At 52.3% G+C, this 13213-nt stretch carries 12 protein-coding genes; 10 read left to right on the plus strand and 2 right to left on the minus strand.

Annotated features, from left to right (window positions below; genetic code table 11):
• Positions 1-69: 69 nt before the first annotated feature.
• Entirely contained in the window at positions 70-1002 is a 933-nt protein-coding gene (gene rihB, locus HV127_RS27045) for a ribosylpyrimidine nucleosidase (RefSeq protein WP_182239997.1), read from the minus strand.
• A gap of 135 nt (positions 1003-1137) precedes the next feature.
• Here rihB and HV127_RS27050 point away from each other — a divergent pair, with 135 nt between their 5' ends.
• Positions 1138-1836: a transcriptional regulator YeiL gene (locus tag HV127_RS27050; protein ID WP_182239999.1), complete on the plus strand. Its 699-nt coding sequence runs from the start codon at positions 1138-1140 to the stop codon at positions 1834-1836.
• A 13-nt stretch (positions 1837-1849) separates the two neighbouring features.
• Here the strand turns inward: HV127_RS27050 and HV127_RS27055 are convergent, their stop codons facing one another.
• Entirely contained in the window at positions 1850-2101 is a 252-nt protein-coding gene (locus HV127_RS27055; RefSeq protein ID WP_182240001.1) for a YkgJ family cysteine cluster protein, read from the minus strand.
• Positions 2102-2249: 148 nt separating this feature from the next.
• On the opposite strand from HV127_RS27055, the gene yeiP reads away from it, so the two are divergent.
• From yeiP to HV127_RS27100, 9 genes are all read left to right on the plus strand, one after another.
• Positions 2250-2822 carry an elongation factor P-like protein YeiP gene (yeiP, locus tag HV127_RS27060; RefSeq protein ID WP_112213059.1) on the plus strand — a complete coding sequence of 191 codons (573 nt, stop codon included), beginning with the start codon at positions 2250-2252 and terminating at the stop codon, positions 2820-2822.
• 329 nt (positions 2823-3151) lie between these two features.
• The gene (locus HV127_RS27065) at positions 3152-4618 is read left to right on the plus strand and encodes a fructuronate reductase (RefSeq protein WP_182240003.1); all 1467 of its coding nucleotides are present in this window, start codon (positions 3152-3154) and stop codon (positions 4616-4618) included.
• A 119-nt stretch (positions 4619-4737) separates the two neighbouring features.
• Positions 4738-5715: a GTP-binding protein gene (locus HV127_RS27070; RefSeq protein ID WP_182240006.1), complete on the plus strand. Its 978-nt coding sequence runs from the start codon at positions 4738-4740 to the stop codon at positions 5713-5715.
• Positions 5716-5751: 36 nt separating this feature from the next.
• Positions 5752-6465 carry a phosphatase PAP2 family protein gene (locus HV127_RS27075; RefSeq protein WP_182240861.1) on the plus strand — a complete coding sequence of 238 codons (714 nt, stop codon included), beginning with the start codon at positions 5752-5754 and terminating at the stop codon, positions 6463-6465.
• A 426-nt stretch (positions 6466-6891) separates the two neighbouring features.
• Positions 6892-7461, plus strand: a complete 570-nt coding sequence (gene mepS / locus HV127_RS27080) for a bifunctional murein DD-endopeptidase/murein LD-carboxypeptidase (RefSeq protein ID WP_110272352.1) — start codon at positions 6892-6894, stop codon at positions 7459-7461.
• 183 nt (positions 7462-7644) lie between these two features.
• Positions 7645-9207, plus strand: a complete 1563-nt coding sequence (locus HV127_RS27085; RefSeq protein ID WP_182240008.1) for a cyclic di-GMP phosphodiesterase — start codon at positions 7645-7647, stop codon at positions 9205-9207.
• A 70-nt stretch (positions 9208-9277) separates the two neighbouring features.
• Positions 9278-11083 carry an extracellular solute-binding protein gene (locus HV127_RS27090; RefSeq protein ID WP_182240010.1) on the plus strand — a complete coding sequence of 602 codons (1806 nt, stop codon included), beginning with the start codon at positions 9278-9280 and terminating at the stop codon, positions 11081-11083.
• 9 nt (positions 11084-11092) lie between these two features.
• Entirely contained in the window at positions 11093-12187 is a 1095-nt protein-coding gene (locus HV127_RS27095; RefSeq protein ID WP_182240012.1) for a microcin C ABC transporter permease YejB, read from the plus strand.
• Entirely contained in the window at positions 12187-13212 is a 1026-nt protein-coding gene (locus HV127_RS27100; RefSeq protein ID WP_182240014.1) for a microcin C ABC transporter permease, read from the plus strand. The genes HV127_RS27095 and HV127_RS27100 overlap by 1 nt, the downstream gene beginning before the upstream one ends.
• Position 13213 lies beyond the last annotated feature (1 nt).

Raw genomic sequence — 13213 nt, forward strand, 5'->3', positions numbered from 1 at the left:
AGAAGCCGCTTGAAAGACGACGGGTATATCAGGCGATGAGGGATATCCCACACGCCTGGCATAAAGTGATTAACGGTACATCCGCACGCACTCTTCAACTAAACCCCAAAACCAATCGGTATCAATGGTGATGCCGACTTTGGTATTCGGCGCTTTACCGAGCACGCCCAGTTCGTCGCAGACCGTACGGCCATAGCAGGGGCCGCTGTTAACATCCACCTCAACGTACATATCCTGTGTTTTGATGCCCTGAGGATTAATCAGATAGCCGATGCAGGTGGCATCATGCACCGGGCCACCCGCTAAGCCGTAGTTTTCAAACTGCGTTTTGAGGGTGAAATTCATGATATCGCTAAACAACTGTCCCGCCGGACCGCCGGCTTTTTCCATGCGTGCAATAACGTCAGCGGTGCAGACCGTCTGATTCGTCAAATCCAGGCCCATCATGACCAGAGGGACGCCCGAGCTGAATACCACGCGAGCGGCTTCAGGGTCGGCATAAATATTAAACTCTGCCGATGGCGTAAAGTTTCCGGTACCATAAGCACCGCCCATTAATACAATCTCGCGAATTTTCGGCAGGATTTCCGGCTGCATTCGCATGGCGACGGCAATATTGGTCAGTGGGCCAACGGGGACCAGCGTGATGTCACCCTCACTGGCCATGAGCGTGTCAATAATATATTTAACCGCATGCGTTTCTTCTGCCTGACGAGTTAACGGTGAAAATACCGGCCCATCGAGTCCGGTTTCACCATGAATATTATCAGCGACAATTTGCTGGCGCATAATTGGCTGTGGCATCCCGGCATAAATCGGCACATTGATATCTAAGTGCTGGCAAACATTTAATCCATTGACTAACGTTTTATCCAGCGTTTGGTTACCCGCAACAATCGTTATCCCTAATAAATCAATTGCCGGATGTCTGGCCGCCATCATTATCGCAATAGCATCATCGTGACCTGGATCGCAGTCGAGTATAATTTTTCTTTTTTCCATTTTTATTTCCTCTTTTCGCTTTTACGCCATTTTTATGTTATTACAGCAGGATTAAACAGGTATCGGATTAACGTTTGCAGCATACCAGGCGAAAACTGATACTGAATATGAGAAATCTCATACCGGGAAGCGACCGTGAAAGAAATCCAAAATGAAAATCTCAAGCAGCAATTGATAAGCGACTCGGGGTACCTGGAAAAATTTTCCGTCGATGTTGTGCGGGATACACGATTGTTCCACGTAGTGGCAGGGGATTATATTGTCAAAGAGGGGGCTCAACCCGCGCACCTTTTTTACCTCGCACGCGGCCGGGCTAAGCTTTACACCACATCAGCTAATGGTCGTGTCTCGCTGATCGACTTCTTTGGCGCGCCCTGCTTTATCGGCGAGATAGAACTCATTGATAAACATCACGATCCGCGTGGCGTTCAGGCCATCGAAGAGTGCTGGTGCCTGGCGCTGCCCATTGCTTCATTCCGCCCGTTGTTGCTGAACGACGTCATTTTCCTGCGTAATCTCTGTATCGCGTTAAGCCAAAAAAACTATCGCAACATCGTTTCGCTCACCCAAAATCAATCTTTTCCGCTGGTGAATCGTCTGGCAGCATTTATTTTATTAACTCAGCATTGTGATATTTATCACGAAAAACATACCCCGGCGGCGGAATATATGGGCGTGTCGTATCGTCATTTATTATATGTGATCGCACAATTCTGCCAGGAAGGCCTGCTGGTTAAACAGAAATCCGGATACGCTCTTGGTAATAAGAAGAAACTGATCGCCCTCGCGCGGGAGATGGATCCTGAGCATAATTTTTCTGATTTATTGTATTAAGCAGTTCGTGGCTTCAGGAAGTGCTCTGTTCAAGATGAATAAGCCAGGTCATCGCGTCATCGCGATTCGTCGCGCACATCTCTACTTCAGGCTTCAGGCTGCCACACACTTTAGGCCTTAACGGCGAGCCAAAAATATTGCACAGGTTGCTGTCTGATAGCTGTATGCATCGGGTGTTTGCGGGCTTGCCCTGCGGCATACCCGGAATGGGGCTGGAGATAGAAGGAGCGATACAGCAAGCTCCGCAGTCGGGGCGGCATTCCATAATCGACTCTTCTGATAACGCTTTTGGCGGCCCAGACTAAACGTTTTACCTGAAGATAGCAAAACACACGAATTCCACTTGCCTGAAAGGCCCGGCGCGAGTAGTTTTACGCGATATTTTTGACCCTTTATGTGACAGGATTACCGCAATGCCAAGAGCGAATGAAATTAAAAAAGGTATGGTGCTGAATTACAACGGCAAACTGCTGATTGTTAAAAACATTGATATTCAGTCACCCAGCGCCCGTGGCGCCGCAACGCTGTACAAAATGCGTTTCTCTGACGTACGTACCGGCCTGAAAGTGGAAGAGCGCTTTAAAGGCGATGATATCGTCGATACCGTGACCCTGACCCGTCGTTTCGTTGACTTCTCCTATATTGATGGCAACGAATACGTCTTTATGGATAAAGAAGACTACACCCCGTATATCTTTACTAAAGAGCAGATTGAAGAAGAACTGCTGTTTATTCCTGAAGGCGGGATGCCGGACATGCAGGTTCTGACCTGGGACGGTCAGCTGCTGGCCCTTGAACTACCGCAGACCGTTGACCTGGAAATCGTCGAAACGGCGCCGGGCATCAAAGGTGCATCCGCAAGCGCCCGTAACAAACCGGCGACCCTGAGCACCGGCCTGGTGGTTCAGGTTCCTGAATACCTGAGCGCAGGCGAGCGCATTCGTATCCATATCGAAGAGAGCCGCTATATGGGCCGCGCGGACTAAGTCCTGCTTTTTCTGCCAAAATGAAACACAGAGGACAGCGCCAGGCTGTCCTTTTTTGTTCGTACCTTATCCTTATCTGGTATCGCAGGTCATTTGGTTCATACCAACTCAAGGTTACAACCGTCGCGCTCCTCGCCAAAGTTATTATACCAATAATGTGTTATTTACTGCTACGCTATGGTCATCGCTCTCAAGCCTGACGAGATAGAACGCTTGGCTGATTGATCAAGTTCACACAAAGTGGATAAATTCGGCTCACCAATTTAATTTGTTGTCATATAACTTTACACTAATGAATGTTAATCGTCAGTTAATCAGGTGTATGAATAATGACTACCATTGCTACAGCTACGCTGCCGGAAGGCGTGCAGCTCCCTCAGTACGATCGCAACCAACTGCGTTCGCGTATTGTGCATTTCGGTTTCGGCGCGTTTCATCGCGCGCACCAGGCCCTACTCACCGACAGGGTGCTCAACGCCAGCGGTGGGGACTGGGGAATTTGCGAGATTAGCCTGTTCAGCGGCGATCGGCTTATGAGCCAGCTTCGCCAACAAGATCATCTGTTTACCGTGCTGGAGAAAGGGGCCGAGGGTAATCAGCCGCTCGTTGTCGGCGCAGTGCATGAATGTCTGAACGCCAAACTTGATTCGCTGGCTGCCATTATTGAGAAATTTTGCGAACCGCAGGTCGCCATTGTTTCTCTAACCATTACCGAGAAAGGCTACTGCATTGACCCTGCCGGCGGCCTGCTGGACATGACGCAGCCACGCATTATTCATGACCTGGAAAACCCCACGCAGCCGCAATCGGTGCCCGGTATTCTGGTCGAAACGCTGGCGCGCCGCCGCCAACGTGGACTGCCGCCGTTTACCGTTCTCTCCTGCGATAATATTCCCAACAATGGGCATGTGGTGAAAAACGCCGTGCTGGGAATGGCTGAAAAACGCGATTCGGAGCTGGCGCAGTGGATTGCTGAACACGTCAGCTTTCCCGGCACGATGGTGGACCGCATTGTGCCAGCCGCCACCGATGAGTCGCTGGCGGAGATTAGCGCCGTGCTGGGAGTGGAAGACCCCTGCGCGATTAGCTGCGAGCCGTTTATTCAATGGGTTGTCGAAGATAACTTTGTTGCCGGTCGCCCGGACTGGGAAGCGGCTGGCGTACAGATGACGGATGATGTACTGCCGTGGGAACAGATGAAGCTGCGGATGCTCAACGGCAGCCATTCGTTTCTCGCCTGGCTGGGCTATCTGGCGGGCCACGAACATGTCAGCGACTGTATGCAGGACCCGGTTTTCCGTAGCGCCGCTTACCGTTTGATGCTTGATGAACAAGCACCAACACTCTCAATCACCGGTGTCGACCTGACGGCCTATGCTGACAGCCTGATCGAGCGTTTCAGCAACCCCTCGCTGAAGCATCGCACCTGGCAAATTGCTATGGACGGTAGCCAGAAGCTGCCGCAGCGTATGCTTGACGGTATCCGTATCCACCTTGCTCGCGGCAGCCAGTGGCCGCTGCTGGCGCTGGGCGTAGCGGGCTGGATGCGCTATGTCAGCGGCATTGACGACGCTGGAAATAAGATTGATATCCGCGACCCTCTGGCGGATAAAATTGGAAAAATTGTATCCGCCAGCAATGAACAACAGCGCGTTAGCGCCCTACTCTCCCTGGAAGAAATTTTTGGCTGCGATCTTTTGCAAAACCCGCAGTTCGTCGCCAACATCACCGCCGCGTGGCATCAACTTGTGACCGCTGGCACTCGCCAGGCGATTAACGCCGCACTGAATTCTTAACAATTTCTGCCTTTAAGCGGACAGAGCACCTTTCTGTCCGCGGTAAGGCTTCTCTTTTCACTTTTTTTTCGTCAGGATAGTCTCAACTGTTACAACATTACATTTATCCTGGAGAAAAGGTGACCAAAACTAACTTGATCACGGGATTTCTCGGCAGCGGCAAAACGACCTCGATTTTGCATCTGCTGGCCCATAAGCCCGCGGATGAAAAATGGGCCGTGCTGGTCAACGAATTTGGCGAAGTGGGCATCGACGGCGCACTGCTGGCCGAGAGCGGAGCCCTGCTTAAAGAAATCCCCGGCGGCTGCATGTGCTGCGTCAACGGCCTGCCAATGCAGGTTGGGCTCAATACGCTGCTGCGCCAGGGAAAACCTGACCGCTTGTTAATAGAGCCAACCGGTCTTGGCCATCCCAAACAGATCCTCGATATTCTGACCGCTGCGGTATACGAGCCGTGGATCGACCTGCGCGCGACGCTATGCGTGCTGGACCCGCGTCAGTTGCTCGACGAAAAGGTGGTGACCAACGAAAACTTTCGCGACCAGTTAGCCGCCGCCGATATTGTCATCACCAATAAAGCGGACCGCGCGACCAGCGAAAGCCAACTGGCCTTTGCAACATGGTGGCAGACCTATGCCGGAGAGCGTCAGCACGTCAGCGCCACCCAGGGCAATATTGACCCGGTATGGCTTGATTTGCCGCGCCGCAACGTCACGCCGCTACCTGAAAGCGCTGAACACGCGCATAGCCACGGGAAAAAACCAGGTCTAGCGGCGCTTAATCTCCCTACCCACCAGCGCTGGCGCCGCAGTCTTAATAGCGGTCAGGGCTATCAGGCCTGCGGTTGGATTTTTGACGCCGAGACCATTTTTGATACCGTTGGCCTGCTCGAATGGGCGCGACTGGCGCCGGTCGGGCGCGTTAAAGGCGTGATGCGTATTGCCGAAGGACTGGTGCGTATCAATCGCCAGCAGCTTGACCTGCATATTGAGACGCAGAACGTTGCGCCGCCGGATAGCCGCATTGAGCTGATCGCTGATTCCGATACCGACTGGAACGCGCTACAGGCCTCCTTGTTGAAGCTTCGTTTAAGTTAAGACGGCTATGGTTGCCGTCGTTTTACACAACACGCGATAATTATGATTAAAAATCGAATTCCCCTTATCCTGCTGCTGAACGCGGCGGGTATAGCGCTATTTTGCTCGTGGTACTTTCCTGTTAACCATGGTTTCTGGAATCCGCTGGATTCCGCTATCTTCTATTTCTTTAACCACCTGGTTGGAGTGAGCCCTGCTTACACCTGGCTGCTGGCAATTATCAACAACCGCGCATTCGACGCCTGCTCGCTGCTGGCAATGGGCAGCCTGATGCTGAGCTTCTGGTTTAAAGAACAGAGCGCCGGACGCCGCCGGGTGATTATCATCGGCCTGGTAATGCTGCTCGCCGCCGTCGTCATCAATCAGTTGGCTCAGCATCTGATGCCGGTCAAACGCGCCAGCCCCTCGCTCTCTTTCACCGACATTACTAAAGTGAGTGATGTGATCTCATTTCCCACTAAAGATGCCTCTAAGGATAGCTTCCCGGGCGATCACGGCATGATGCTGCTGATTTTTGCCGCCTTTATGTGGCGCTATTTTGGTCATCGCGCGTTGGCTATTGCGCTGGTCATATTTGTGGTCTTCGCGTTCCCGCGCGTAATGATTGGCGCTCACTGGTTTACCGATATTGCCGTCGGTTCATTAACTGCCGTATTGATTGGCGCGCCCTGGGTGTTGATGACCCCACTGAGCGATCAAGTGATATCTTTATTTGAACGTTATCTACCCGGCGGAAAAACAAAAAATTAAACTCCGTCTTACAAATGATTAATATCATTCATAAGGGATCGTTCTGGGTCCCTTTTCTCTCAGCTCCTTTTTTCTCATCCCTCCATCATCTTCCCGTCACATTAATCATTATAGAAATGAGTGGATTGCATATTTTTTACCCACAATTGACGCTATTTTACCCTTTCCCGATGATTCACTTTTTGTCGCAAAAATACTTATAAGAAATTGCGCAAAACCGCTCGCCATCCCTTGTTTGATCGGGTAATCTCGATCTCGTTTTGCCTTTCCAGCGACATCAATTCAGAGAATGAATAAATTTGTGCGTTAGGCCACAATTTTATGCTTACGGAATTGTCTCATTGCGACCAGGTAATTAGGCTCTAACACGTTTGGCATTTTTTATAACGACATTGTCGTTAAGGACAACAAGGGATAACACACAGCATGGTCAAATCTCAGCCGATTTTGAGATATATCTTGCGGGTCGCCCCCGCGATTGCAGTTGCGGTTCTGCTTTCCGCGTGTAGTTCAAATAGTACCGCCAGAAATATGCATTCTGAGACGCTTGCTGTGGGTAGTGGCGATTTATCATCACTGCAAGCCTCTCAGGATGAATTTGAAACAATGGTTCGCAATCTGGATGTTAAGTCCCGTTTGATGGATCAATATGCCAGCTGGAAGGGTGTGCGTTACCGCCTCGGCGGCAGCACTCGTAAAGGCATTGATTGTTCTGCCTTTGTGCAACGTACTTTCCGTGAACAGTTTGGTCTGGAACTGCCGCGCTCAACTTCTGAGCAGCAGGATTCAGGTAAATCCATTACGCGTTCTCAACTGCGTACTGGTGATTTAGTTCTGTTCCGTGCAGGTTCTACAGGTCGACATGTTGGCATCTATATCGGCAACAACCAGTTTGTTCATGCATCCACCAGCAGCGGTGTGACGATTTCAAGCATGGATGAGCCGTACTGGAAAAAGCGCTATAACGAAGCGCGACGAGTTCTGAGCCGCTCGTAAACTCTTCTGATATTGGTTATCCCTTGGCCAATGCCAGAAAAAGGAAAACACTGCCGAGGCAGTGTTTTTTTTTGCTCGTCAGCGAATGAACCTGCCAATATAAGCTATGTCTTTAAGTGGGGATGGAAAAAACGACTTCTATGACCCCCTGGCGCAAATCAATAACACGGACTGATATAGCCTATGCCTACCCGTCACTTCTCTCCTCGGCGTAAAATCTGGCTAACCAGCTTATGTATCGGAATCGCCGTCGCCCTGCTGGCCGGTAGCATTCAGTTTATGGTGATTTATCACAATCGGGCAGAGCGTTTCGACGTCATCATTGATAATGTTCATGCATATCTAAAGAGCTACTTCCACGATTTAAATCAGACCATTGATGGCCTGCAACCACTAGTCGATCAGCCCTGTGAAAATGTCGATTCTGGATTAACCGCCCATGCTGCATTCAGCCCAAACGTGCGTGCGCTCCTGCTGGTTAAAAATGGTTTCGCGTTTTGTTCTTCCGCCACCGGGGCAATGAATACGCCTTTAACCCAGCTCATCCCCCAGCTCGATATCTCTAAAGCGGTCGATATGGCCATTCTGCCCGGGACGCCCATGATGCCGCAAAGCGCCGCGCTGGCGATGTGGGTCCGCAGTCCGCACGGTGGAGAAGACGGTGTTTTTGTCTCGATTAATGCCAACCTGACACCCTATATTCTCTACTCTGCCCGGCAGAACGATTTCAGCGGACTTGCCCTGGCCATTAACCACACTGCCATCTCCACCTTCAGCAATAAACTTATCGACCCGCAAACGCTACTCTCGCCACCAATCCGCCAGGTGCAGATTGACGGTTTACCGCTCAAAGTTTATCTCTACGCCAACAGCTGGCTGGCAGAAAATACCCAATTTGCCCTGCTGCTTGGCGTGGTATGCGGCCTGCTGGCAGGGTTTTTGAGCTATTACGTCCTGACTATCAAATCTGACCCGCGCAAAGAACTGCTGTTGGCGATCAAAAACGATCAGTTTTACGTGGTTTACCAACCGGTAGTGAAATCCGACACGCTGCAAATTAGCGGTATTGAGGTACTGATGCGCTGGCGGCACCCGACCGCCGGGGAGATCCCTCCCGACGTGTTTATCACCCTGGCTGAAGCCCAGCAGATGATTATCCCTCTCACCCGCCATCTGTTAAAACTGATAGCCCATGATGCGGTGACTCTGCAAAGCCTTCTGCCCGCCGGTAGCAAGCTTGGGATAAATATTTCACCCGCCCACCTGCATGCCGACAGTTTTCAGCAGGATCTTCAACATTTCGCGACAACTATGCCTTCTGACCATTTTAGCGTGGTGCTGGAGATTACCGAGCGCGCGATGATCGATAAAAACCGATCGTTGGAGAATTTCGACTGGCTACATGAGCAAGGCTTTGAAATTGCGATTGATGATTTTGGCACCGGGCATAGTGCGCTTATCTATCTGGAGCGCTATAACTTTGACTATCTGAAGATTGACCGCGGCTTCGTGCAAGCTATCGGTACCGAAACCGTGACATCACCGGTTCTGGATGCCGTGATCTCGCTGAGCCGCCGTCTGAAGCTCACCACCGTCGCCGAAGGTGTGGAAACGCAGGAACAGGCCGAATGGCTATGCCAGCACGGAGTGAACTATCTGCAGGGTTACTGGTTAAGCCGACCGCTGACCCTGGAAGCGCTGGTCGCCGCCCACAATGAACCCGCGAAATATTTCACAACCCGCTGAGTCTCCTTTATCATTCGCTATCAGAGGTCAGGCCACTTCAGGCCTGTCATTGGAGGACGATATCCTGGTTATGTTTGTACGCATCAGCCTGATACTGCTGACCTTATTTAGCCTGCAGAGCCAGGCGCAAGCGATTAAAGAGAGCAATACGTTCGCCATTATCGGCGAGCCTAAATACGTCGCTGGCTTTGACCACTACGATTATGCCAACCCCTCCGCGCCGAAAGGCGGTGCGATTACCCTTGCGGCCATTGGCACCTTTGATAACTTCAATCGCTACGCACTGCGCGGCAACCCGGGCATACGTACCGAAACGCTGTATGACTCCTTGTTTACCACCTCTGATGACGAACCCGGCAGCTACTATCCGCTGATTGCCGAAAGCGCTCGCTATGACGAAGCATTTTCGTGGATGGAGATAACCCTCAATCCACACGCCCGCTACCATGACGGCAGCTCAATAACCGCCAGCGATGTCGCGTTTACTTTTCAAAAGTTTATGACCGAAGGGGTGCCGCAATTTCGCCTCTATTATAAAGGCACCACCGTTAAAGCGATCGCCCCGCTAACGGTTCGCATTGAGCTGGCAAAACCGGGCAAAGAGAATATGCTCAGCCTGTTCTCCCTGCCAGTGATGCCGGAAAAATTCTGGCGTAACCATAAGCTCAGCGACCCGCTCTCTTCACCACCGTTAGCTAGCGGTCCGTACCGCGTGACCGCCTGGCGTATGGGTCAGTACATCACCTACTCGCGAGTAAAAGACTACTGGGCCGCTGATTTACCGGTTAATCGTGGGCGCTGGAATTTCGACACCTTGCGCTACGATTACTATCTGGATGACAACGTCGCCTTTGAAGCCTTCAAAGCCGGAGCCGTTGACCGACGCGAAGAGAATATCGCCAAGAACTGGGCCACCCGCTATGTGGGGCGCAATTTTACCCATGGCTACATCGTCAAAGATGAATATACCAACACCTCAGCGCAGAATACCCAGTGGCTGGCTTTTAACATCCAGCGCCCGGTATTTACCGACCGGCGGGTACGCGAAGCCATAACTCTCGCGTTTGATTTTGAATGGATGAATAAGGCGCTGTTTTATAACTCTTACAGCCGCGCCAATAGCTTCTTTCAGAATACCGAATACGCGGCGCGTGATTATCCAGATGCCGAAGAGCTTGCTCTACTGACGCCGCTGAAAAAAGAGATCCCAGCCGAAGTTTTCACGCAGCTCTACCTGCCCCCGGTCTCCAGCGGCGACGGTTTCGAGCGCGCAAACCTGCTCAAAGCAGATGCCATCCTTAACCAGGCGGGATGGGTGGTGAAAAACCAGCGGCGAGTTAACACGAAAAGCGGCAAACCGTTACGTTTTGAGCTGCTACTTCCTTCCGGGAGCAGCGATCGCTGGGTTCTGCCCTTTCAGCACAATCTTCAGCGGCTCGGGATTGCGATGGATATTCGCCAGGTCGACAACTCCCAGTACAGCAACCGCAAGCGCAGCCGCGATTACGACATGATGCCCAACGTCTGGCGCGCCACGCCCTGGCCCGGTACTGACCTGCAAATCTCCTGGGACTCTGAATATATTGACTCCAGCTACAACGCTTCCGGTGTACAAAGCCCGGCCGTCGACCAGCTGATTGCCCAAATTATTCGCTGGCAGGGCAATAAGGAGAAGCTGCTGCCGCTGGGCCGGGCTCTCGACCGCGTGCTGACGTGGAACTATTACATGCTGCCGATGTGGTATATGGCGCAGGACCGAACCGCATACTGGGATAAATTCTCTTTCCCGCAGACCCGCGCGGTCTACTCTTCTGGTTTTGAAAACTGGTGGTACGACGCAGGCAAAGCCGCCAGGCTCCCCGCGGACAGACGTTAAGGAATTAAGATGGGTACATATCTGCTCCGCCGACTACTGCTGATCATCCCAACGCTATGGGCGATCATCACCATTAACTTTTTTATTGTGCAAATTGCGCCCGGCGGCCCGGTCGATCAGGCGATTGCAGCCATTGAGTTTGGCGATCGCGGCAGTTTGCCCGGGGCCGGAGAAAGCGGAATGAGCGCCAGCCATGCGCGTACCGGCGTCAGTAACATTAGCGACGGACACTATCGCGGCGGGCGCGGGCTCGACCCGGAGGTCATAGCTGAAATAACCCACCGCTACGGCTTTGATAAACCGCTGCACGAGCGCTATTTTAAAATGCTCGGCGATTATCTACGCTTTGATTTTGGCGATAGCCTGTTCCGCAGCTCGTCAGTACTACAGCTGATTAAAGACAGCCTGCCGGTCTCCATCACCCTCGGTTTGTGGAGCACGTTGATTATTTATCTGGTGTCGATTCCATTGGGGATCCGCAAAGCTGTCAGCAACGGCAGCCATTTTGACGTCTGGAGCAGCACGCTGATTATTATCGGCTATGCGATCCCGGCATTCCTGTTCGCGATTTTGCTGATCGTTATCTTTGCCGGGGGGAGCTATTTCGATCTCTTCCCGCTACGCGGGCTGGTTTCCGCCAACTTCGATAGCCTGCCGTGGTATCAAAAAATCCTCGACTATCTCTGGCACATTACGCTCCCCGCCCTGGCGACGGTGATCGGCGGTTTCGCGGCCCTCACCATGCTGACCAAAAACAGCTTTCTTGATGAGATCCGCAAGCAGTACGTGGTCACTGCCCGTGCCAAAGGAGTGAGTGAAAAGCAGATCCTCTGGGGTCATATTTTTCGCAACGCCATGCTGCTGGTGATTGCTGGCTTTCCGGCCACCTTTATCAGCATGTTCTTTACCGGCTCACTGCTCATTGAGGTGATGTTCTCGCTAAACGGACTGGGGCTGCTGGGCTATGAAGCCACCGTTTCCCGCGATTACCCGGTGATGTTCGGCACGCTGTATATTTTTACCCTGATTGGCCTGCTGCTGAATATCATCAGCGATATCAGCTATACGCTGGTCGATCCGCGTATCGATTTTGAGGGCCGCTAATGTCATTTTTTAGTCCCGTCAATCAGGCCCGCTGGGCGCGCTTTCGCCACAACCGTCGCGGCTACTGGTCCCTGTGGATCTTTTTGGTGCTTTTCGCCTGTAGTCTGTGCGCCGAGCTTATCGCCAACGATAAACCTCTGCTGGTGCAGTACCGCGGCAGCCTCTACATTCCACTATTAAAAAACTACAGTGAGACCACCTTCGGCGGCAGCTTTGCTACCGCCGCCGACTATCAGGATCCGTGGCTGCAAAAGCAGCTGGACGATAACGGCTGGGCCCTGTGGGCGCCGGTACGTTTTGGTGCGACGACCATTAACTTCGCCAGCGACAGCCCCTTTCCGTCTCCACCGTCAAAGCTGAACTGGCTGGGTACCGATGCTAACGGCGGTGATGTGCTGGCGCGAATCCTCTATGGGACGCGAATTTCTATTCTCTTCGGTCTGTTGCTGACCTTCTTCTCCAGCGTGCTGGGGGTAATGGCTGGCGCAATCCAGGGGTATTACGGCGGAAAAGTCGACCTCTGGGGACAGCGATTCATCGAAGTGTGGTCAGGGATGCCAACTCTGTTTCTGATTATCCTGCTCTCAAGCGTGGTCCAGGCCAATTTCTGGTGGCTGCTGGCGATTACCGTACTGTTCGGCTGGATGACGCTGGTGGGCGTCGTCCGCGCTGAATTCCTGCGCACCCGCAACTATGACTATATTCGCGCCGCGCAGGCGCTCGGCGTTAGCGATCGGGCGATTATTCTGCGCCATATGCTGCCAAATGCTATGGTCGCCACCCTCACCTTCTTGCCGTTTATTTTGTGTAGTTCAATAACCACTCTGACCTCGCTGGATTTTCTCGGCTTCGGTCTGCCGCTGGGCTCCCCGTCTTTGGGCGAGCTGCTGTTGCAGGGGAAAAACAACCTTCAGGCTCCGTGGCTGGGCATCGCCGCTTTTCTGTCGGTGGCAGTGCTGCTGACGTTGTTGATTTTTATCGGTGAAGCGGTTCGCGACGCCTTCGACCCAAGCAAGGCGGTGTAGC

The organism is Klebsiella sp. RHBSTW-00215 (assembly GCF_014103785.1).
In the GTDB taxonomy this organism is placed as follows: Bacteria; Pseudomonadota; Gammaproteobacteria; order Enterobacterales; family Enterobacteriaceae; genus Klebsiella.